The organism is Pallidibacillus pasinlerensis (genome assembly GCF_009996845.1).
GTDB classification, from domain to species: domain Bacteria; phylum Bacillota; class Bacilli; order Bacillales; family Caldibacillaceae; genus Pallidibacillus; species Pallidibacillus pasinlerensis.
This window is the reverse complement of the sequence record NZ_JAACYS010000057.1, coordinates 1-22,071: the sequence shown is the minus strand read 5'-3', so window position 1 is coordinate 22,071 and position 22,071 is coordinate 1. Positions and strand designations below refer to the sequence as shown.

21 protein-coding genes and 1 riboswitch are annotated in these 22,071 nt (G+C 33.0%); of the genes, 13 read left to right on the top strand and 8 right to left on the bottom strand.

Annotated features, from left to right (window positions below; genetic code table 11):
• Positions 1 to 409 precede the first annotated feature (409 nt).
• Both GW534_RS11725 and GW534_RS11720 read right to left on the bottom strand, forming a co-directional pair.
• Positions 410 to 727: a DMT family transporter gene (locus GW534_RS11725; protein WP_161921207.1), complete on the bottom strand. Its 318-nt coding sequence runs from the start codon at positions 725 to 727 to the stop codon at positions 410 to 412.
• Complete coding sequence (locus tag GW534_RS11720) at positions 727 to 1,068, bottom strand: DMT family transporter (protein ID WP_161921206.1); 342 nt, start codon at positions 1,066 to 1,068, stop codon at positions 727 to 729. Before GW534_RS11720 ends, GW534_RS11725 begins: the two co-directional genes overlap by 1 nt.
• Positions 1,069 to 1,115: 47 nt before the next feature.
• Positions 1,116 to 1,212: riboswitch (guanidine-I (ykkC/yxkD leader) on the bottom strand.
• A gap of 431 nt (positions 1,213 to 1,643) precedes the next feature.
• Between GW534_RS11720 and pheA the strand changes: the two genes are divergently transcribed.
• The 3 genes from pheA (at position 1,644) to GW534_RS11705 (ending at position 4,391) form a co-directional block, all read left to right on the top strand.
• Entirely contained in the window at positions 1,644 to 2,789 is a 1,146-nt protein-coding gene (gene pheA, locus GW534_RS11715) for a prephenate dehydratase (RefSeq protein WP_161921205.1), read from the top strand.
• A 288-nt stretch (positions 2,790 to 3,077) separates the two neighbouring features.
• Entirely contained in the window at positions 3,078 to 3,668 is a 591-nt protein-coding gene (locus GW534_RS11710; RefSeq protein ID WP_161921204.1) for a TetR/AcrR family transcriptional regulator, read from the top strand.
• A 450-nt stretch (positions 3,669 to 4,118) separates the two neighbouring features.
• On the top strand, positions 4,119 to 4,391 hold the full coding sequence (locus GW534_RS11705; RefSeq protein ID WP_161921203.1) for a hypothetical protein: 273 nt from the start codon (positions 4,119 to 4,121) through the stop codon (positions 4,389 to 4,391).
• Between the two features lie 58 nt (positions 4,392 to 4,449).
• Here GW534_RS11705 and fabF read toward each other — a convergent pair whose 3' ends face one another.
• Positions 4,450 to 5,694, bottom strand: coding sequence for a beta-ketoacyl-ACP synthase II (gene fabF, locus GW534_RS11700; protein WP_246204109.1), 1,245 nt, complete (start codon positions 5,692 to 5,694; stop codon positions 4,450 to 4,452).
• 251 nt (positions 5,695 to 5,945) lie between these two features.
• On the opposite strand from fabF, the gene GW534_RS11695 reads away from it, so the two are divergent.
• The 4 genes from GW534_RS11695 (at position 5,946) to GW534_RS11680 (ending at position 9,873) form a co-directional block, all read left to right on the top strand.
• The gene (locus GW534_RS11695; protein WP_161921201.1) at positions 5,946 to 6,500 is read left to right on the top strand and encodes a GbsR/MarR family transcriptional regulator; all 555 of its coding nucleotides are present in this window, start codon (positions 5,946 to 5,948) and stop codon (positions 6,498 to 6,500) included.
• A gap of 373 nt (positions 6,501 to 6,873) precedes the next feature.
• The gene (locus GW534_RS11690; protein WP_161921200.1) at positions 6,874 to 8,073 is read left to right on the top strand and encodes a quaternary amine ABC transporter ATP-binding protein; all 1,200 of its coding nucleotides are present in this window, start codon (positions 6,874 to 6,876) and stop codon (positions 8,071 to 8,073) included.
• Positions 8,066 to 8,920 carry an ABC transporter permease gene (locus GW534_RS11685; protein WP_161921199.1) on the top strand — a complete coding sequence of 285 codons (855 nt, stop codon included), beginning with the start codon at positions 8,066 to 8,068 and terminating at the stop codon, positions 8,918 to 8,920. Before GW534_RS11690 ends, GW534_RS11685 begins: the two co-directional genes overlap by 8 nt.
• Positions 8,921 to 8,985: 65 nt before the next feature.
• Positions 8,986 to 9,873 carry a glycine betaine ABC transporter substrate-binding protein gene (locus tag GW534_RS11680; RefSeq protein WP_161921198.1) on the top strand — a complete coding sequence of 296 codons (888 nt, stop codon included), beginning with the start codon at positions 8,986 to 8,988 and terminating at the stop codon, positions 9,871 to 9,873.
• A gap of 121 nt (positions 9,874 to 9,994) precedes the next feature.
• On the opposite strand, the gene GW534_RS11675 is transcribed toward GW534_RS11680, so the two are convergent.
• The 3 genes from GW534_RS11675 to GW534_RS11665 form a co-directional block, all read right to left on the bottom strand.
• Positions 9,995 to 10,144 (bottom strand): hypothetical protein, encoded by a 150-nt coding sequence (locus tag GW534_RS11675; protein ID WP_161921197.1) that lies wholly within the window; start codon positions 10,142 to 10,144, stop codon positions 9,995 to 9,997.
• A 267-nt stretch (positions 10,145 to 10,411) separates the two neighbouring features.
• A complete protein-coding gene (locus tag GW534_RS11670; RefSeq protein WP_161921196.1) occupies positions 10,412 to 11,569 on the bottom strand; it encodes an MFS transporter in 1,158 nt (385 codons plus the stop codon).
• A 185-nt stretch (positions 11,570 to 11,754) separates the two neighbouring features.
• Positions 11,755 to 13,200 (bottom strand): sodium/proline symporter, encoded by a 1,446-nt coding sequence (locus tag GW534_RS11665; RefSeq protein ID WP_161921195.1) that lies wholly within the window; start codon positions 13,198 to 13,200, stop codon positions 11,755 to 11,757.
• 299 nt (positions 13,201 to 13,499) lie between these two features.
• Between GW534_RS11665 and GW534_RS11660 the strand changes: the two genes are divergently transcribed.
• A complete protein-coding gene (locus tag GW534_RS11660; protein ID WP_161921194.1) occupies positions 13,500 to 14,078 on the top strand; it encodes an O-acetyl-ADP-ribose deacetylase in 579 nt (192 codons plus the stop codon).
• Positions 14,079 to 14,205: 127 nt separating this feature from the next.
• On the opposite strand, the gene clpB is transcribed toward GW534_RS11660, so the two are convergent.
• Positions 14,206 to 16,809, bottom strand: coding sequence for an ATP-dependent chaperone ClpB (gene clpB, locus GW534_RS11655; RefSeq protein WP_161921193.1), 2,604 nt, complete (start codon positions 16,807 to 16,809; stop codon positions 14,206 to 14,208).
• Between the two features lie 228 nt (positions 16,810 to 17,037).
• Here clpB and GW534_RS11650 point away from each other — a divergent pair, with 228 nt between their 5' ends.
• From GW534_RS11650 to GW534_RS11630, 5 genes are all read left to right on the top strand, one after another.
• Positions 17,038 to 18,198 carry an MFS transporter gene (locus GW534_RS11650; RefSeq protein ID WP_161921192.1) on the top strand — a complete coding sequence of 387 codons (1,161 nt, stop codon included), beginning with the start codon at positions 17,038 to 17,040 and terminating at the stop codon, positions 18,196 to 18,198.
• Positions 18,199 to 18,298: 100 nt separating this feature from the next.
• Entirely contained in the window at positions 18,299 to 18,913 is a 615-nt protein-coding gene (locus tag GW534_RS11645; RefSeq protein WP_161921191.1) for a PH domain-containing protein, read from the top strand.
• A 121-nt stretch (positions 18,914 to 19,034) separates the two neighbouring features.
• Complete coding sequence (locus GW534_RS11640) at positions 19,035 to 19,349, top strand: iron-sulfur cluster biosynthesis family protein (RefSeq protein ID WP_161921190.1); 315 nt, start codon at positions 19,035 to 19,037, stop codon at positions 19,347 to 19,349.
• A gap of 82 nt (positions 19,350 to 19,431) precedes the next feature.
• Positions 19,432 to 20,376: an alpha/beta hydrolase gene (locus GW534_RS11635; protein ID WP_246204107.1), complete on the top strand. Its 945-nt coding sequence runs from the start codon at positions 19,432 to 19,434 to the stop codon at positions 20,374 to 20,376.
• A gap of 35 nt (positions 20,377 to 20,411) precedes the next feature.
• Entirely contained in the window at positions 20,412 to 21,413 is a 1,002-nt protein-coding gene (locus tag GW534_RS11630; protein WP_161921189.1) for an LLM class flavin-dependent oxidoreductase, read from the top strand.
• A gap of 46 nt (positions 21,414 to 21,459) precedes the next feature.
• Here GW534_RS11630 and GW534_RS11625 read toward each other — a convergent pair whose 3' ends face one another.
• Positions 21,460 to 21,972 (bottom strand): YbaK/EbsC family protein, encoded by a 513-nt coding sequence (locus GW534_RS11625; protein WP_161921188.1) that lies wholly within the window; start codon positions 21,970 to 21,972, stop codon positions 21,460 to 21,462.
• Between the last annotated feature and the right edge of the window lie 99 nt (positions 21,973 to 22,071).

The following is a 22,071-nucleotide window of genomic DNA, read 5'->3' as shown; positions in this document are numbered from 1 at the left end:
GTCAGATGAAACGCTTGATAAATAAGCATTCAAAAGTAATCAAAAGTTTTCTATGAATAATTCAGGTTTGTTCCACTATAAGCAACAAGCTTATTGTTAGTAATAATCAAAAAAAAATAAATAAACTCAAAATTATAAAATTAGGAATGGAGGTGGCGCTCTTCAAATGAAAACGTTATAAAGTTTTTGAAGCTAAAAACAATTGAAAGAGGGAGATAACCCTGTAGTTAAAAATGATATTGATTTAGATAAATACTTGAACACAGATTTCATAGATAGTGCTAATGATTTTTAAACATTAATTTTAAAATATCGTAGTGGTTAAACTTTTAGTGGCTAAATCTTAAATGCATAGCCAGCCTTAACGTTTGTTACTTATACTATAGTTAATTTTAAAATTCAGGAAAAATCAGGATACCAGTTTTAATCCTATTGCACTAGCTAATACGATACTAATATAAAATATACGTTTCACATTTTTTGATTCCCCGTACAAAAACATACCGATAAGTGTTCCGCCAACGACACCAATTCCTGTCCAAATTGCATAAGCAGTACCCATCGAAATTGATTGCATTGAAATAGATAATAAAACTAAACTTGTTCCAAAGGCGAGGCTGAATAATGTAATAGGGATCCATTTATGCCTACTAATCTGTATTTGGTTCAACATAGCTACACTAAATGCTTCAAATCCGCCAGCAATAATTAGAATAAACCAAGCCACTATGTATTTCCTCCTTGTTTTTCTTCTTCGTCAGTTACCATTTTTAAGCCAATAACTCCATATAGTAAAGTTGCAATCAGTAAAATTTTCGATATTTTAAATGGCTCATTAAAAAATAATATTTCAATGATAACAGTCCCAGCAGTTCCTATTCCGACAAATACAGAGTAAACCGTTCCTGCTGGTAAAACACCACTCGCTTTAATTAATAAATAATTGCTGATAATGATTCCTATAACTGTTCCGAACCATGTCCAAAAATCATAGGCGTGGGCTAAGCCGATAACCCAACCGATTTCGAAAGCCGCAGCAACAATTACCATCAGCCAATTTTTATTCATAAAAAACCTCCTAAAAAAATAGCCTAAGAGAAAGTACTATATATAGTATCTCCCAGGCTTTTATCCTTCCATGTCACGAAACGAAATTCGTGAGTTTTCTCTTGGACCAGACCTCTAATATACTGAACCCTAGAAAACTAGTTTTTATTCAATTAAATTCATTATACTATATTGTTCCTTTTAATAAAGTTATTCGCTCTTTTATAAAAAATGCATATCAAACCAAACTTTAATCTTTTATCAATTTACAGTTGACAATTGTTAAAGTATCCCTTAAATTTATTGTAACCAAATAATACGAATTATTTTTATTTTTTTACGGAAATGGTGATTGTGATGTGGAAAAATGTATGCAAGCAAAATGAATTGAATCAAATTAACTTTTTTAGCTTCTTTTGCCAGGGCTTTCCATTTAACGCTGGCTATTTTTGTTTGAAATAATTGCATACATCATATCCATGAGTTCATATCAAATGTTTTAAAATTTGAATATTTAAATGAAAAGGACTCAAGCATGAGTTCTATTTTTTTCTACATTATCCAAAATAACTATAGATAAAAGGGGAAAGTATACAATGAGTGATTTAGATCAATACCGCGCAAAAATAGAAGAAATTGACCGGCAGCTTACAAAATTATTTGAGGAAAGACTAAATGTTGTCAATGATATTTGTCAGTATAAAATTGATCACGGTTTATCTATAGAACAACAAAATCATGAAGAAGAGGTCGTTAAGAAAAACATTCAACATCTTTCTAATAAAGGGTATGCGGATGAATTAACCCGCTTTTTCTTAAATACAATGGAGATTTCAAAACAAGTCCAACATAAAAAGGTTCGAGAAAATAACGCGAAAAATAAATTATCTCATAATACAGTAACTAATAATGTTAACCACTTAAAAATTGGTTACTATGGCGTACAAGGGTCGTTCTCAGAAGAAGCGATGTTGCAATATTTTGGTGATGTAAAGGATGCTAAAAATTACGAAGAGTTTGAAGATGTATTTGATGCGATTAAAAGTGGAGAAATCGATTATGGAGTTGTACCGATTGAAAATTCATCAACAGGGACAATTTCACAAGTCCTTGATTTAGTTAATCGAAAAGGCTTATATATTAATGGTGAAACAGTATTAAAAATTAATCAGCATTTAATCGGGGTCGAGGGTACAAAGATTGAAGATATTAATGAAGTATATTCACATCCACAAGGTTTCGAACAAACTAGTGAATTTTTAAGAAATTATCGCCATTGGACACTAACACCATTCCATAGTACAGCTGACAGTGTTAAATTAGTTGCTGAATTAAATGATCAGACAAAAGTTGCGATTGCAAGTGAACGGGCTGCAAAAATTTATAATTTGGAAATCATTAAAGAAAATATAAATAATAAAACTGGTAATTCAACGAGATTCTTTATCATTTCAAGAAATCTAATTGCTAATGAAACTTGCAATAAAGTTAGTGTTGTATTTTCTATGGAACATAAAGCAGGTACATTGTATCATTTATTAAGACATTTCGCAGAAAACGATATTAATATGGTTAAAATTGAATCTCGACCTCAAGAGTATGGCCTTTGGAAATATTTATTATATGTAGACTTCCAAGGTAATATTGAGGAAGCACGTGTAAATCGAGCATTAGGTTTAATTAGTCAAAGCTGTGAATATTACCGATTATTAGGTTGTTATAAACAGTGTGAATTACTATAAATTTTTAATAATATTTAAAAAAAACATAAGGGGTCTAATGAGCGATATAATCGCTAGTTCATTAGACTTCTTTTTTATACTGTAGAATTTGTGCAATGAATAACATAGAGATACTAGCAAAATCAACTTGAAAGTTAAAAGTGGAATTGTTAGAATATTTTTACAAAAGGTATTATAATTTTTACATTTCCATTATAAAGGGAATAGCATAAACATAGAGATTCATCCGTAAAAATAGATTGAACTTACTGAACTACGAAAAAGGAATATGATAGGAGTGAAATAAAATTGTCATTAAGGGAAAAAAAGACTGCTAAAAAAAAGGCAGATATTTTAAGGTCAGCCGTCGAAGTAATTGCAGAAAAGGGTTATCATGCAACGACTATGGAAGATATAGCTGCAAAATTACTTATGACTAAAGGATCCGTTTATTATTACTTCAAGGATAAACAAGATTTGCTATATCAAAGTTATAAAATGCTCCTGGAACAAAGTAATAAAATGATTACAGAAATAATTAATATGAATCTCCCTATAAAAGAAAAATTAGAAAAAGTTATGAAGAGTCATATTGTGTTTATTATTTCTGAACGATCTAGTTATGGACTCAAAGTGAAACCAGAACATTATTTTGAAGGTGAACAATTAGAAATTATATTTGGATTGCAAGAAAATTATGCAAACTCCTTTGATCAGCTCATCGAAGAAGGGATTCAAGCAAAGATATTCTCCGAAGTCGATGTGAAAATAGTAAGAAATCTAATAATTGGTGCAATGAATTGGGTTATTCAATGGTATTCTACAGAAGGTAAGAAAAGTGCTGAAGAAATGGCTGAAATTATAAGTGAATACTTAATGAAGATTTTAATTAGATCATAGTTTGAGAGACAAATAGATTAATTACTAACTTTATTAACCTGAATAGCCTATTGAAAAATAATGAATTATTAAAAAAGAAGAGGAATTATATGATTATGTTATTGTAACGAAAAAAGGGAAATTTTCCGGTGTTGTTAGTATTAGTCGGTTGTTAATAAAATTCGCCGAACTTCAAGCTCAATTTGCTAGTTTCCTTAATGTTTATATAGATAATGAAATGTTAAAATGTAAATAGAGAAATAAAGAAAATGAAGCCTAAAATTCTTTTTAACTTTATAAAAGAATTTTAGGCTTATTATTTTTAAATAACACAACGTAAATTTCTTGTTAGATCAAAAAATATTAATACATAATAACATCAATCATAAAAGATATGTTATAATAAAATCGTTCAAAAAATGTTCATAAATATGTCAAAGAATTGTTAAAAAGTACGAGAGGATTTTTTATATGGGAAATATACGCGATGTATTTACTTTTTTCTTTAGCCTTTTTTGTGTCATTGTGTTTTCATTCATTTTATATTTAACGATGTACAAAGATTTAATTTTTACGAACATGATGGCAATGATCTCACTAATACTTATTATTATTAATTTAGTTTTAATTATTTTTGGATTTAAAAATTGTAAACAATGGCAAACACAATTTAATAAAAAAGTTTCAATTATAGCTGTAGTACTAATTTCAGTAATTTGGATCGCATTGTATTTTATTAAATAATAAAGAAAGAATGTCTCATATTTTTGGAAAATATAGAGACGGTCTTTTTTTTGATTTTTTAATCAATATATTTTTTGAAAACTAAAGTTGCATTATGACCACCGAAGCCAAGCGAATTCGATAAAACAACCTTTAAATCTCTTTTTCTAGCTTCATTTGGAACATAGTCTAAATCTAGATTTTCATCAGGTGTTTCATAATTAATTGTAGGTGGCATAATACCATCGCGTATTGCAAGGACAGAAAAAACCGCTTCGATTCCGCCTGCACCACCGAGTAAATGCCCCGTCATCGATTTTGTTGAACTTACAGCTAATTTATAAGCATGTTCTTTAAAAATCGCTTTAATAGCTGTTGTTTCATAAAAATCATTGTAATATGTCGATGTTCCATGAGCGTTTATGTAGTCAACTTCTTCATATGAAACGCCCGCATCTTCAAGAGCAGCTTGCATTGCTCGTTGTGCACCTTCACCATCTTGTGCAGGTGCTGTAATATGGAAAGCATCACCTGTAGCTCCATAACCAACTAACTCGGCGTAAATCTTCGCATTCCGTTTTTTCGCATGCTCTAATTCTTCTAAAATAAGAACTCCACAACCTTCACCAAGCACAAAGCCATCCCGATTTTTATCGAATGGACGACTCGCTTTTTTCGGATCTTCATTTCTTGATAGGGCACGCATATTAGAAAAACCGGTAATTGTCATATCAGTAATAGCTGCTTCTGTACCACCTGTAATCATGACATCTGTTACCCCGTTTTGTATTGTACGAAATGCATCGCCAATGGAATTTGTACCAGAAGCACATGCGGTAACTGAACAATTGTTAATTCCTTTTGCACCAGTCATAATTGATACATATCCGGAAGCCATGTCTGGTATAAACATTGGAATCGTAAATGGACTTACTGATCTACCGCCTCTTTTCATAAATCTGCGATGTTGTTCATTATATTCGCCTAGTCCTCCAATTCCAGAACCAATCCAAACTCCAGCTCGTTCCGCTTGAACATTTTCACCAATTACAAGATCAGCATCTGCTAAGGCCATTTTACTTGCAGCAATTGCAAACTGTGTAAACCGCCCCATTCTTCTTACTTCTTTTTTAGGAATATAATTTTCCGGCTGAAAATCTTTTACTTCTGCAGCAATGGTTACATCAATTGCTTCTTTATCTACAGAAGTGATTTCATCAATACCAGATACACCTTCTAATATTTTTTTCCAACTCGTTTCTGAATCGTTGCCAAGAGGTGTCACTGCGCCAACGCCTGTAATAACGACTCTTCTTTTCATCAATATGTTCACCAACCTATTATTTCTACTTAAGTTCAATAAGACAAAATGTCTTAAATTTATTATAACGTTTTTTTATTAAAATGATAAAAGAATACTATTTACAAAGTTGGATTTTTAGCTCATTATGTTCTTTGCAAAAGTAAAATTATACAGAGGAAAAATAGTTAATGACCAAATAATAAATATTCATTCGCAATATTTGACAAAAGGTGGTAAACTATTTGCAGAAACTTAAGGTGGAGGGACTTCCCTTGGCAGAAGGAAAAGACATACAAAAATGGGAAAAATACGAAAATACATTAGAGAAATACATCCAAACGATTGGAAGAAATTTGAGTTTATACGGATTACCTTCGTCAGTTGGTCGTTTGTTTGGTGTGTTATATTTCTCTAATCATGCGATGACATTAGATGAAATGGGACAAGCGTTATCGATGAGCAAAACGAGCATGTCAACCGGTGTTCGTATGCTATCAGATTTAAAAATGGTAGAATCCGTTCATAAAAAAGGGATAAGAAAAGATCTGTATCAAACAGAAGAAGATTGGTATAAATCATTTACTTCCTATTTTGGTACACGTTGGCGTTTAAAAACGGAAACGAATTTAGATGAAACGATTGAAACGATGGACCATTTAAAAGTGATACTTTTTGAAACAGAAGATGAAGAATTAAAAGAGAAAATAATGCAGGATCTTGAAAAATTAATTTATGCAAAAAATTATTATGAATGGTTAATGAAATTCATTAGAGTAGTTGAATCCGGTGAAATATTTAAATATGTTCCGAAAGATAGTGATAAGTAAAAGAAGGGATTAATAGTTGTTTCCCCCAAACAGCTATTAATCCCTTTTTCATTTGTAATTGTTCTCTTTCTATTTAAGAATGTTAATAATATTATTTCCACCCAAAGTTATGGTAGTAAAATATGCCGTTTTTTTAAATTTAGAGCATTTAGGGAGATTTAGGAGGATTTTAAAGGATATTGGAGAATATGAAAGAATTCAGTTGTTTATTTTGTACAGAAAAAACTGTACATAAAATATAAACGAAAAATAACGTTTGTACAAAACTAAATATTAATGTATAGTTAACTAGTAACAAAAAACGACCCAATACTTTTAATGGTTTAGAAATCATTGGATCTTATGCTGTTGGAAATTAAGAGAGGTGGAAATTTTGCCAATTATAGAAGTTGAAAACTTAACCAAAATATTTGGTAAAAATGTAAAACAAGCTATGAAGCTATTAAATGAAGGAGCGTCAAAAGATGAAATCCTGAAAGAAACAGGTTGTACTGTAGGTGTAAATAAAGCATCTTTTTCAGTAAAGCCTGGTGAAATATTTGTTATTATGGGACTTTCTGGTAGTGGGAAATCTACTTTAGTCCGATTACTAAATCGATTAATTGAACCTACATCAGGAAAAATATTAATCGAAGGCGAAGATTTGTCTCAAATGGACAAAAATGCCCTTCGTCAAGCACGTAGAGAAAAAATGAGTATGGTGTTTCAACAATTTGGATTGTTTCCTCATCGTACCGTTTTAGAAAACGCTGCTTATGGCTTAGAAGTCCAAAATATAGCAAAAGAAGAAAGAGAAGAGAAAGCGAAACGGGCATTAGAATTAGTTGGCTTAGGTAATTATCTCCATCAAAAGCCAGGACAACTTTCCGGTGGTATGCAACAACGTGTTGGTTTAGCTCGTGCTTTAACAAACGACCCGAAAGTGTTATTGATGGATGAAGCTTTTTCCGCGTTGGATCCGCTTATTCGTAAAGACATGCAAGATGAACTCCTCGATCTACAATCTACAATGCAAAAAACCATTATTTTCATTACCCACGATTTGGATGAGGCTCTACGTTTAGGAGATCGAATTGCCTTAATGAAAGATGGACAAATTGTCCAAATTGGTACTCCTGAGGATATTCTTGTTAATCCTGCCAACGAATATGTAGAACGATTCGTGGAAGATATTGATCGTTCGAAAGTATTAACTGCCCAACATATTATGAAACGTCCTGAATCAGTTAATATTGATACGAGTGGTCCACGTGTAGCATTAGAGCGAATGCGTGAAGCAGGTATTTCATTAATCTTTGCGGTTGATAATGCACGAAACTTTAAAGGTTATATTTCAGCAGAAGATGCTTCCGATGCGTTGAAAAAAGGAATTACAAACTTAAAAGAGATTGTTAAAAACGATGTTCGTAGAGTTGATAAAGATACAACGTTAAATGACATTTTCTCAATTGTCCATGATTCACCTGTACCGGTCGTTGTTGTGGAAAACAATAGATTACGTGGTGTAATCGTTCGAGGTGCTGTAATTGGAGCACTAGCTGGTGAGAGTGAGGTGAGCATGGAAAATGAATAAACTACTGAGCTTTATACCTGAAATTCCGATTGCTGATGCGACGGATAAGGTTGTAGATAAAATTACTGAAATATTTGCTTTTATTTTTGATCCAATTTCAACACATTTTGGAAACTTCATGGAATTTTTCGCTGAAGATTTCCTTATGTCAATACCTCCTTTTATAATGATTTTGCTTGTCGCAATATTGGCATTTTTCGTAAGCGGTAGAAAATTTGGACTTGCAATCTTTTCAATAATTGGTCTTTGGTTAATTTATAATCAGGATCAATGGGAAAACCTAATGTACACAGTTACATTAGTATTAATTGCTAGTATATTATCCATTGTCATTGGAATACCATTTGGGATTTTAATCTCGAAAAGTAATTTAGCAAATATAATCATAAAACCTATACTAGACTTTATGCAAACAATGCCTGCCTTTGTTTACTTAATACCAGCTGTAGCCTTCTTTGGTATCGGTATGGTTCCAGGGGTTTTCGCTTCATTAATATTTGCGATTCCACCGACTGTACGCTTTACAAATCTAGGTATTCGTCAAGTTCCTAGAGAATTAGTAGAAGCAGCCGATGCTTTCGGAAGTACCGGAGCACAAAAGTTATTTAAAGTAGAGTTACCGATGGCAAAACCAACAATAATGGCAGGGGTTAACCAAACTGTTATGTTAGCTCTATCCATGGTAGTTACAGCATCTATGATTGGTGCCCCAGGACTAGGAAGAGATGTATTATCGGCATTGCAACGTGCTGATGTTGGTACTGGTTTCGTAGCTGGAATTGGAATTGTTATTTTAGCAATAATTATTGATCGTTTAACACAAGGTGCAAATAGAAAAAAAGATTAAGATAAACTCTTTTCATTAATATGAAAGGTTTATATAAAAATATTTTTAAGGAGGAGTTTTACTTAATGGTAAAATTCAACTGGAAGAAATTAGGAATAGCCACAGGACTATCACTAGGGTTATTGTTAGCAGGATGTTCATCCGATGGTGGTGAAGATAAAGCTGACACAATTGGTAAAGGACAAGAAGTTGAACTCGCTTATGTAGAGTGGGATTCTGAAATTGCTTCTACACATGTTATTGGTAAAGTTTTAGAAGATTTAGGGTATGATGTTTCAATTACGCCTTTAGATAATGCTGTAATGTGGAAGTCAGTAGCTACAGGAGATGCTGATGCAATGGTATCGGCTTGGTTACCGGCAACTCACCAAGCGCAATTTGCTGAATATGGAGACCAAATGATTGATTTAGGTCCGAACCTTGAAGGTGCAAAAATCGGTATGGTTGTACCAGCATATATGGATGTAAATTCCATTGAAGATTTATCAGATGAAGCTGGAAAAACAATCACAGGTATTGAAGCAGGAGCTGGAGTTGTACAAGCGACTGAACGTGCTTTGGAAGAATATCCAAATCTTGGAGATTGGAAACTTGAAACTTCTTCAAGTGGTGCAATGGCAACTGCTTTAGGACAAGCTTATGAAAAAGAAGAAGAAATTATTGTTACTGGTTGGTCTCCACACTGGAAATTTAATAAATATGATTTGAAATATTTAGAAGATCCTAAAGGTGTTTATGGTGGAGAAGAAACTATTAACACAATGGTTCGCGAAGGTTTAGAAGAAGATATGCCAGAACTTTACCAAATTCTTGATAATTTCTATTGGTCAATGGAAGATATGGAAGAAGTTATGGTAATGATTCAAGATGGTGAAAGTCCAGAAGATGCAGCTGCAAAATGGGTTGAAGAAAACGAAGATAAAGTTGCAGAATGGACAGAAGGAATCAAATAATTCAATACATCATTAGATAAGAACAGACTCTCAAAAATGAGAGTCTGTTTTAATATACTAAGCAGATAAAGTTTTTTTCACGATTGTAGTTTTTTATCAAGTATTACCCCATACAACGATGCTAATATTTGTTGAAAAACATGCCACAAATAACAGGTAATACTACGGTTGCTGGAAAATAATGAATGGCAATTACGGCACCAGCACTAATATTTCTCATACCACCTGAAAAAGTACATGCGATTAACGTTTCATTATTAAAACGTAACAACTTAGCAACTACATACGAAATAAAATAACCGGATAAAGCGACAATTACTACTGAAAGAATGATAAGAATTAATTGTTGGAAGAAACTAAGTATTTGGAATGTGTTGATATTAATTTTGAACTAAAACGTGTCGATATCGATGCTTTACTGGATTATGGAGAGATTTATGAATTATGTAATTATTGTGAGGAATGACAGATAATAACATACTTTTAATCATTCAAGTTTATGAAAATTGGGGACCTTAAATTAAGGGTCCCACCATTTTTAATATGAAAATTTTTTCATTGTAATGATTGTTAAGATTAGCGCAGGTATTGTACAAATCGTCATTCCTAAAAAGGCAAGCTGCGGTGATATTTCATATAAAAATCCAGTCCCGAATGAAAGAACAGCATTAATTAAACTCATTCCAAAGGCTGAATACAATCCTTGTGCAGTAGACATTTGTTTTGTTTGTAAATTTTCCGATATATATTTAATAAATGCATAATGGGCAATTCCAAAGGATACAACATGGAGCGCCTGTGAAATCATAAATATAAATACATTCGGAAACAGGAAGACGATAATCCATCGGATCGTTGAACCTATGGATGCGATTATATACATCGTTGAAACTTTCAATTGATAGAAATAGCGGTCGGCAATGGCAAAAAAGATAATTTCTAAAAGGATTGCAAGATTTAATATAATACCGATATAAAAACTATTGACCCCAATATCTTGTAAATAAATAAAACCGTAATTGTAGTAAGAGGTATGTGCACCTTGTAATAAAATTGAAATTATAAGGACGATTAAAAACCCACCTGAAGTAAGTAGATTTTTTATACTTTCAAATTCCATCTTTTGAGTAGTTGCTTTTGGTTTTGTTTGAATAACGATAGGTGTTTTATAGTAAAGAGCGACTGTCATGAAAACTAATCCGATAAACATAATCCAAAAAATCGCATTATCTGTAAAAATAGCTGTTAAAGCACCAACAATTAAAAGTCCAACTGCGTAACCAATCGATCCGTAGGCACGACTTTTACCGTAATGAATTTTTTCAGTGGCAACTAAAATTGTAGCACTACTTTCAATTGCTGGTAAAAAGTTAGGATAAACAGCATTAAATAACACTGTAATAATCAATAATGGAAGAAATGTTTCTGATGGTATGTATAGAACGAGAATTAGAATTGAGATGATTGAAATCCATTTCATTACATTACTTAAAGAAAATTTTAATGTAAAAACGGGATATAAAAATAAGTTCGACAATGATCTACTCATCATACCAGCGCCGACAACTATACTTGCCATTGCTACGGAAAGATTTTTTTCCGACGTTAACCAGCCTGTCCAATAAGGAAGAAATACTCCCCAAGTAATAAAAAAAGAAAAGAAGTTTAAAGAAAGCCATTGTTGATTATTTTTCATACTATTATTTCCTTCCTAAAAATAAACAAATATGTTAAATCTTCTTATAGAGTACCACATTTTGTTTATTTTTAGTTAAATAAATTGAGAAGGGGAAATTATACGAAACAATAATATTGTTATGTTAACTAACTAATTGAAAAATTTGGACCGAATTGTATTGTTTCAGCCCAAAAAATATATGTTTAAGCTGTTTTTTCTGTTTGTTTTTTGTCTGGGAAAAGCAAACTAAATACAATTCCAAAGACTGCAGCGATAAAGAATGTTGTAAATCTTGATGTAATAATTGAATCAAGTGGGGTACTAATCCAAAGTACTGTAAAGACAAACCCTGAAATTATTGTTGCAATAACTCCAATACTTGAGTACCGTTTCCAGAAGAAGGTCATAAGAATTGCAGGGGATAGAGTACATCCGATACCAGCCCATGCCCAACTAACGATTAAGTAAACGAGGGATTCAGATGTAAGGGCAATGATCATTCCTAGGAAGCCAGCAATCACAATTGTTATCCGTGAAACTAAAACGAGTTGTTTATCGGATAACTTTCTTCCAAGTGATTTATGAATAATATCCTCACTAACAGAACTTGTTACAACAAGTAGTTGGGAGTTGGCAGTTGTAATGATGGTCGCCATTATCCCTGCGAGTAACAAACCACCAAACCAAGCTGGCGTTAAATCTAGAATCATCGTTGGTAGTACTGTTTCTACATCAGCAAATGCTCCTTGTTTGTACATGACAATTGCAGCTAAACCAATCGCAAATGCCCCAGCATAGGCTAATAAAGTCCAAACGATACCAACTATTTTTGCTTGTTTTGCTTCTTTTTCATTTTTCAACGCCATAAACCGTGAACTTAATTGTGGTTGCCCACCTAAATAACCGAAAAACCAGGAGAAGTTATTGAAAAATAACACACCAATAGCAAATCCTGTTGCTCCACCGAATAGGGAGTCGAAATTAGGCCCTGCATTAACGAGCGCTTCACTTAAAGATAAATCGTTATTTCCAATATAAATAAAGGCAATAATAGGTAATACAACTAAAGTAAATAACATCATTACACTTTGGAGCATATCAGTCCAAACAACGGATATAAATCCACCAAAAAATGCGGTTGTAATTACTAATAATGTAGTTACGATAATTCCTGTAGTCATATTCATATCAAAGGAAGTTAAGAATAATTTACCTGCACCGGCAAATTGAGCACCAATATAAAACATGAAGAAACCAGCTATTAATATTGTAGAAAGCCAACGAATAAGGTTTGCGTTTTGACTAAACTTAGAAGCGAGATAATCAGATAATGTTAGTACTTTTTCCTTTTCTGCTTCTTTCATAAATTTCCTCGCTAAAAATACCCAAGCGAATATAATCCCGATCGCAATACCAATTGCAACCCAAATTCCAGAAAGTCCCGTGGTGAACACAAAGCCAGTAAATCCTAATAACAACCAAGCAGATTCACCTGTTGCACGTTCTGAAAAGGCTAGGGCCCATCCAGGTAGCTTTTTTCCGCCTAGTAAGAAATCGGAATGTGTTAAATCTTTTCTACTAGTTAAGTAAGCTATTAAAATAATAACGACAAAATAGAGGACAAAAACACCTAAAATTGTATTGTCCATATTCTCCCTCCTAGAAGTATTTTTTGAAGATTTATTGTAAGTGTTTTCAAATAAAGGTATATCACCACCTTTTAAAAATAAATCTTAATAAAAAATAAAACCCCGTTTTCAAATGAATATCTATTTGTTTTATATAATTTTATGAGTATGTCTTTAAAAAATGTCTATATTAGAAAACTCATCATTATAAATATTTGAAATGGATTTATTATTTATAATTAAAGTAATAGTAAATTTCAAAAAAATGGAGTCTAAATTAAAGTGATAATCAAGAAATGGGAAAACAGGGAGGAGATAACATGGTAATCCGTATTGGTAATAATTCATTACAATTAATCGTAGGTGATATTACAAAACAAACAACAGATGCAATTGTAAATGCAGCGAACGGTTCGTTACTTGGTGGTGGAGGTGTTGATGGCGCGATTCATAGAGCAAGTGGTCCAGAACTTTTAGAGGAATGTAAACAAATTCGGAAAGAGCAGTTAAAGGGTGAGTATCTACCTACTGGTGAAGCGGTTATTACGAAAGGATATCGTTTACCCGCAAAATATGTAATACATACAGTAGGTCCGATTTGGACGGGTGAAGGAATTGATGAAAAGAAAAAATTATTAGCGAATTGTTACATAAACTCTTTAAATTTAGCAAAATCGTATAACCTTAATAGCATTTCTTTTCCGTCAATCTCTACAGGTGTATATCGCTTTCCAATCGATTTAGCTTCAGAAATTGCAATCGAATCAATAGTTAACTTTTTACAAACAAATATTTTTGGCGATGTAGTTCTGACTTTATTTACTCAAAACGATTACAATATTTATTTTCAAGCTGCACAAAAAATTATAAAAACAAACTCAAATACTCTAGATTCTTAATTTTTAAATTATCGGTATTAAAATAGGAGTAAATAAGTAATTCAACCGTTTATTGTATAAAAAGACTGTTCCGATTCGAATGCTAAATATTTTATTATAGTATTCCATCGGAACAGTCTTATATTTTTTACACGATATTTATTTTTAATTGATTATTTTCAATATCAATTTCTACCGTTTGCCGTGCTTGTATTTCAGCTGCAATAATCTTTTTAGCGAGTGCTGTTTCAATATGTTTTTGAATATATCTTCGGAGCGGTCTTGCACCATAAATTGGATCAAAGCCATTTTCAGCAATATATGTTTGAGCTTCATCAGTAAGGGAAATCATTATTTCCTTTTCTGCTAAACGCATTTGTAAATCTTTTAAAAACTTCATAACAATGCCTTTAATATTTTCAATTGTTAATGGCTTAAATAAAATGATTTCATCAATTCGGTTCAAAAACTCTGGACGAAAATGAGCTTGCAATTCAGACATTACTAATTCACGTGCTTCAGAGCTGATTTCATCAGAGTTAGAATCGTTTTGTTTTTCAAGTAAATAATGGGAACCGATATTAGATGTCATTATAATAACGGTGTTCTTAAAATTAACGGTACGACCTTGTGAATCAGTTATTCGTCCATCATCTAACATTTGCAGTAGAATATTAAATACTTCAGGGTGGGCTTTTTCCACTTCATCAAATAAAATGACGGAATATGGATTTCTCCGTACTGCTTCCGTTAATTGTCCACCTTCTTCATAACCGATATATCCAGGAGGAGCACCGATTAAACGAGACACCGCATGTTTTTCCATATATTCAGACATATCGAGACGAACAATATGATCTTCACTATCAAATAAGTTTTCCGCCAAGGCTTTCGCTAACTCTGTTTTACCAACACCAGTTGGGCCAAGGAATAAAAAGGAACCAATTGGCCTGTTCGGATCTTTAATACCTGCACGAGCCCGTAAAATGGCATCTGAAACTAGGGTTACCGCCTCACTTTGTCCAATCACACGTTCTTCTAACATACTTTCTAAACGAAGTAATTTTTCACGTTCACTTTCAACTAGTCGTGTAACAGGTACACCTGTCCAGCGAGCTACAATTTCAGCAATTTCTTCTTCAGTAACTTCTTCACGGAGTAAACGGTTTTCTTTATTTTCTTCAACTTTTTCTTCTAATTCTTTTAATTCTTTTTCAAGGGCAGGAATTTTTCCGTGTCTTAGTTCAGCTGCCTTATTCAAATCATATTCATTCTCAGCATTTTCCAATTCTCTACGTAATTGTTCAAGTTGCTCTCTTTTTTCTTGAACTTTTTGTATTGCTTCTTTTTCAACTTGCCATTTCGCTTTCATTTCATTTAATTGATCACGTAATTCGGCAAGTTCTTTTCTTAAAGTCTCTAATCTGTTTTGACTAATAGGATCTACTTCTTTTGATAATGCAGCTTCTTCAATTTCTAATTGCATTACTTTCCGATTCACTTCATCAAGTTCTTGAGGCATAGAATCAATTTCGGTACGAATAGTTGCACAAGCCTCATCCATTAAATCGATAGCCTTATCAGGTAAGAAACGATCGGTAATATACCGGTCTGAAAGGGTAGCCGCCGCAACTAAAGCACGGTCATGAATTTTAACACCGTGATGAATTTCATACCGCTCTTTAATGCCTCGTAAAATAGAAATTGTATCTTCAACATTCGGTTCTTGTATTAAAACCGGTTGGAAACGGCGTTCTAAGGCTGGATCTTTTTCAATGTATTGCCGATGTTCATCTAATGTTGTTGCACCTATGCACCGGAGTTCACCTCGAGCTAACATCGGTTTTAACATGTTCCCTGCATCCATTGCGCCATCTGTTTTTCCGGCACCAACAATCGTATGTAATTCATCAATAAAAAGAATAATTTTTCCATCGCTTTTCTTTACTTCATTTAATACGGCCTTCAGACGCTCTTCAAATTCGCCACGGAATTTTGCTCCAGCAACTAAGGCACTCATGTCTAATGCGAAGATTGTTTTCTCCTTCAATCCTTCAGGTACGTCTTTACGAACAATTCGTTGAGCAAGACCTTCGACAATAGCTGTTTTTCCGACTCCTGGTTCACCAATTAAAACAGGATTATTTTTTGTTTTTCGGGATAAAATTCGAATGACTTGCCGAATTTCACTGTCACGACCAATAACTGGGTCAACTTTGCCAGCACGTACTTCAGCTACTAAGTCGCGACCATATTTCTCTAGTGCATTGTAGGTGCTTTCTGGATTTCGTGATGTCACGCGTTGATTCCCCCTAATTTCTTTAATTGCCTTTAATAAATTCTCATTTGTTACACCTAGGTTATTAAGGATTTTGCCGATGTCTGAATTAAGTTTAACGGAAGCAGACAAGATATGTTCTATAGACAAATATTCATCTTGGAAGTTACGCATAAAGTTTTCTGCTTCAGCTAAAATTTGCTGCAGTTGCTGGGTAATGTAAATCTTGCCTTGTTCAACGCCACTACCTGTCACTTTTGGTTTCTTATTTAATGTCTCAGTTAATTTTTGTATAAACTTTTCTGGATCGATGTCTAATTTTTCTAATATAGAAGATACGAGGTTTTGCTCATCTTCTAAAATTGCTAAATACATATGTACTTCATCTATTTCTTGATGATTTTCACGAGTTGCAAGGGATTGGGCGGATAAAATTGCGTGTTGCAAACGCTCTGTCATACGATTAGGATCCATATTATCACTCCTTGACCAAATCTGACCTTTAATAAGTATAAATCAAAATACTTTAACATGTAAAGCGACACATGTTAAAATAAATAAGTTGTTGTTTAACATAAATATTAAAGTTTAAAAATTAGACAAAAAATAATCACAGATAATTAATCGTAATACGTTATATTGTTATGTACGATATAAATATAACATTTTGTAAAGTTGTGAAAAATAGAAGGGATTTACATTATGAATAAAAGAGTTTACTTTTTGATGGTTATCGCATTTATTGTTGGTATAGTTGAATTAATTATTAGTGGAATATTAGATTTAATTGCTGAAGATTTAAATGTTAGTCTAGGGCAGGCTGGTTGGTTAATTACCGTGTTTGCTTTAATTTTTGCATTAATGTCTCCTGTATTACTCGTTGCAACAGAAAAAGTTGAACGAAAACGTTTGATGATTATTTGTTTATGGATCTTTTTACTAGGTAATATTATCACGATTTTTAGTCCGAATTATGCAATTGTCTTCTTAGGTCGAGTTGTAACAGCATTAAGCGGAGCACTACTTACGATTCTCTGCTTAGTAATGGCACCTGCCATGGTTGAGAAACAATATAAAGGAAGAGCAATTGGCATAATTTCTATGGGGGTTTCCGGATCCCTAGTACTTGGTATACCAATAGGTTTAGTTTTAGGAAATAACTTTGGTTGGCGTGCGCCATTTGTCATGGTAGCAATTTTAACGGTAATCTCAATTATTGGTGTCCATTTATGGATGAACCGGGTAGAACCGATGAAAGCTGTGCCTTTACGAACCCAAATCGCAAGTTTAACGAATTCAAAAGTTACCTTTGCATTACTTACAACATTTTTATATATGTCAGGTCATACCGCTTTATATGCTTATTTAAAACCATTTTTAGAAGAAACGATGGCTTTAAATGCAACAATGGTAAGTTTAATTTATTTTATTTTTGGTCTTTCAGCAGTTAGTGGGGGAGGAATCGGAGGAGCACTTGCCGATAATTTCGGTTCTCGAAAAACCATTTCAATTAGTCTAGTCTTGTTTATTTTTACTTTTATTATCATTCCTTTTACGACAAATCTCGTGCCATTGTTTATTATTGTTTCGATCGTATGGGGAATATTAAGTTGGGCTATATCTCCTGCGATGCAAAGTTATTTAATTGAAACTTCTCCAAAAACCGCCTCTATTTTACAAAGTTTAAATAATACCGCTTTGCATCTCGGTGTTGCAGCAGGTTCATTCTTTGGCGGAATTATTATTAATATAGTACCGATTGTTTATAATGCATTTATTGGTGCGATTTTAATCTTCCTATCCTTAATTACTGCTTATATTTCAATGCATAGTAAAGAAATAAGTCCAGCAACAATAAAATAAAACATCTATGAGAGGGCTTTTCATTTTGTGATAGCCCTTTTCTATTAAATAAGACTATTTTGTATAACTTTTCAATATAAATAAGAAGGAGTGGCTTTATATGTTAAAAAAGATTGCTTCTGATGCTTTAGGTTTATCAGATATTGGTAGAATTATTGATCCAAAGGATTATGATAAAACTGATTCCGATGATTATGTAAGACATGAAGACGATGAAAAAATCTACTTTTTAATTAAAACAAAGGCTGATGAATACTGTTTTACAAATTTAGCATTAATTCATGTTGATGGGGAAGCAGCAACATCGACTAAAAGAACAATGAAAAGATATCCATATGCTTTTTATCCGATTTCAAACGTATTGTTAGAGACTGCCGGTCGAATTGATATGGATATTGAAATAAAATTTAACTTAGGTAATGAAAGTTTTAGCATTGATGTACATAGAAACGAAATAGAAAAATTAAAAGATTTATATAAAGCCCTTGTGTTTATATCAGAAAAAGTCGTCGAAAATCAAAATTATTTATCAATGTCAAATACAGCTTTAGAAAAAGCCGTATCTGTGTTTGCCGGATCAAAAATAGAGGAAAGTCAAGTAGTGGAGCAATTCAAACAATTGACAGAATTTAGCTCCAGATGGTTAACTGAATCATATGAAAAGTATAACGAAAAAGATTTCGCTTATGTTTTTGAAAAATATATTAATAACTAATTGTGCGTGTTTAAAAGAACACACTTTTTCTAACCTTTTTAGGCAAAAGGAAGTCATATTTTTTTACAGAAGAATGAAAGTAGGATAAAATAAACCTAATTACAATAAAGGTGGCTTCAGCATGGAAATTATCTTACGTGAAGATGCTATAAATCAATTGTCAAAAATAAGTTTTAAAGAAAATGAAGGAATCCGTATTGCAACAGAACAAGAACAAAGTTGTTCATTATTTGTTGATTATACTTTAATTAAAGATCAGCAAAAAGATTCTGATTTAAAGATTTTAGCAAATGGAATTTCATTTCTTTTATCCAAATCTACGAAAGAAATTTTACCTGAAAGACTTTATATTAATTTCGTGAATCCTACAGGATATAAATTATATACAGACGAAGAAATTTTAAAGGCGAATATGCAGTTAAAGATTAATATGTAAATTAGTGAGACTAATCATTTGTCTTGACGGACCTTCCTTAACAGAAGGTCTTTTCAATATATAGAAAAAAGGTGATGGACTTTTGAAAACTCAGAAAACTTCCTTCTGGTTAACAATGGACGATGGATTAGAAATTTATGTTCGTTGTTGGCATAACAAAAACATAGAACCTCGTGGTGTGGTACAAATCGTGCACGGGATGGCTGAACATATTGAACGATATAATGATTTTGCACAATTTCTTTTAAGTCATGGTTTTATCGTATATGGTGAAGACCATCGTGGTCATGGGAAAACTGCTGAAAAAGCTGGTATTTTTGGCTACTTTGCTGAAAAAGATGGTTTTGACCGTGTTGTATCCGATGTTTATCAAGTTACTCAGCATATAAAAGAACAACATCCAACATTACCACTCTTTATTTTTGGTCATAGTCTTGGCTCCTTTATTACGAGAAGATTCATTCAAAAATATTCATCAGAAATATTCGGTGTTATATTATCAGGAACTGCAGGAAATCCAGGTGTTGCTGCAAAATTAGGAAAAGCATTAGCAAAATGGGAAATAAAAAAGTATGGACCGAAAAAACCGAGTCATCTCATGAATAGAGTAATCTTTGGTTCCTATAATAAAGGTTTTGAAAATGTTAAAAATAAATTTTCTTGGTTATCAAGAGACGAAGAAGTTGTAGAAAATTATTTAAAAGATCCGTATTGTGGCTTTATTTGTTCAGCGAGCTTTTTTTACGATTTATTAACGGGTCTCCAGATGATTCATAAAGATGAAGACATTCAACAGATTCGTAAAGATTTGCCGATACTTTTTATAAGTGGTGATAAGGACCCTGTCGGTGCATATGCGAAGGGTGTGAAACAAGCGATTAACCAATATAAAGAAAATGGGCTGAAAAATATCGAAGCCATTCTTTACGAGGAAGGAAGGCATGAAATGTTGAATGAAATTAATAAAGATGAAGTTTATAATGACATACTTCGCTGGCTTAATCATTCTCTTTCTATGTTTAGCTGATCATTTAAAAAGATAAATAAAGGAAGGTAATAAATATGGTGAAAACGAATATTCCGTTATCGGTATTAAACTTAGTACCATTAAGAACAGGAGAAGGACCAAAAGAAGCAATTGATGCGATGATCGATTTAGCTCAAGCGGCAGAACAAATGGGGTATACTCGCTACTGGATTGCAGAACATCACAATACACCATCACTTGCCAGTTCAGCGACGGCGATTTTAATTAAACATACGTTGGAAAACACAGAAAAAATTCGGGTTGGTGCTGGAGGCATTATGTTACCGAACCACTCACCATTAGTCGTTGCAGAGCAATTCGGAACGATGGAAACATTGTATCCTAATCGGGTTGATTTAGGCTTAGGCAGAGCTCCAGGGACAGATATGCTAACTGCAACGGCGCTTAGAAGAAATAAACATGATTCGGTCTACACATTTCCAAACGATGTTAAAGCTATATTGCAATATTTTGGTCCAGAAGAAAAACAAGGGTATGTGCAAGCTTTTCCAGGTGTAGGCACAAACGTACCTATTTATATACTCGGTTCATCCACGGATTCAGCGAAACTAGCAGCAAGTCTTGGTTTGCCATATGCCTTTGCATCCCATTTTGCACCTCAACAAATGGATCAAGCGATTGAAATTTATCGTAACAATTTCCAACCATCGGAGTACTTAGATGAGCCTTATATGATTGTTTGTTTAAATGTAATTGCTGCGGAAACAGATGAGGAAGCACGAAAAGAGTATACTTCTTTACAACAATTTTTCCTAAATGTTGTACGTGGTACAAAACTACCACTACAAGCTCCCGTAGATAATATGGATGGAATTTGGACAGAAGAAGAAAAAGCAATGGTTTCTGCATCCATACGTGTTACATTCCTAGGTAGTAAAAAATCCATTCGTGAACAATTCTTGCAATTCCAACAAAAGTATAATGTAGATGAACTAATGGCTGTTACATACATTTTTGATAAGGAAAAACAAAAAAGATCTTATGATATTTTTAAGAATGCTGTTGAAGGAGCTTAAAAATGCGAAATGGCAAATGCTAAATGCATGTGGCCATTTTCTGTAATTAGTTTTTAACTTCTTCTACGGATTTCGGAGTTGCAGTTTCTTCCCAAGCTTTACAAACATCAATCCATTCTTTTGCTCCTGAATATTCTTCTAATTCATCACAGGTAACCTCAATTGCTGAATTAATACTACCGCAAGCTGGAAATACCGTTTCAAAACGTTTTAGCGAAACATCCAAGTAAACATCTAAGTCATTAGCTAAACCAAATGGACATACGCCACCAATGACATGACCTGTTTGTTCCACAACTTCATCTGCACTTAGCATCCGGGCTTTAAAACCGAATGTATGGCGAAACTTTTTATTATCGATTTTCGCATCTCCAGCAGTAACAACAAGAATTGCTTTATCACCTTCACCTCGGAAGGAGAGGGTTTTTGCAATCCGTTCTGGTCCAGCACCAATTGTTGCAGCTGCTTCTTCAACCGTTGCACTTGATTTTTCAAAGACCATTATATCTTTGTCACGACCCCATTTTTCTAAATGTTCTTTTACACTTTCAAGACTCATCATTCTCACCTTTCTTAAAATTTATATAATATATTATCATAATTTTTATTATTATAATAATTTAATGCGCTAATTACAAAAAGTGAGTTTATAAAAATT

Coding starts and splice junctions, on each gene's coding strand:
- pheA (WP_161921205.1), top strand. CDS start 1,644: ATGAGTGATTTAGATCAATACCGCGCAAAAATAGAAGAAATTGACCGG.
- GW534_RS11640 (WP_161921190.1), top strand. CDS start 19,035: ATGGAAATTATCTTACGTGAAGATGCTATAAATCAATTGTCAAAAATA.
- GW534_RS11670 (WP_161921196.1), bottom strand. CDS start 11,569: ATGAAAAATAATCAACAATGGCTTTCTTTAAACTTCTTTTCTTTTTTT.
- GW534_RS11720 (WP_161921206.1), bottom strand. CDS start 1,068: ATGAATAAAAATTGGCTGATGGTAATTGTTGCTGCGGCTTTCGAAATC.
- GW534_RS11680 (WP_161921198.1), top strand. CDS start 8,986: ATGGTAAAATTCAACTGGAAGAAATTAGGAATAGCCACAGGACTATCA.
- GW534_RS11630 (WP_161921189.1), top strand. CDS start 20,412: ATGGTGAAAACGAATATTCCGTTATCGGTATTAAACTTAGTACCATTA.
- GW534_RS11650 (WP_161921192.1), top strand. CDS start 17,038: ATGAATAAAAGAGTTTACTTTTTGATGGTTATCGCATTTATTGTTGGT.
- GW534_RS11665 (WP_161921195.1), bottom strand. CDS start 13,200: ATGGACAATACAATTTTAGGTGTTTTTGTCCTCTATTTTGTCGTTATT.
- GW534_RS11625 (WP_161921188.1), bottom strand. CDS start 21,972: ATGAGTCTTGAAAGTGTAAAAGAACATTTAGAAAAATGGGGTCGTGAC.
- GW534_RS11705 (WP_161921203.1), top strand. CDS start 4,119: ATGGGAAATATACGCGATGTATTTACTTTTTTCTTTAGCCTTTTTTGT.
- GW534_RS11685 (WP_161921199.1), top strand. CDS start 8,066: ATGAATAAACTACTGAGCTTTATACCTGAAATTCCGATTGCTGATGCG.
- clpB (WP_161921193.1), bottom strand. CDS start 16,809: ATGGATCCTAATCGTATGACAGAGCGTTTGCAACACGCAATTTTATCC.
- GW534_RS11660 (WP_161921194.1), top strand. CDS start 13,500: ATGGTAATCCGTATTGGTAATAATTCATTACAATTAATCGTAGGTGAT.
- GW534_RS11645 (WP_161921191.1), top strand. CDS start 18,299: ATGTTAAAAAAGATTGCTTCTGATGCTTTAGGTTTATCAGATATTGGT.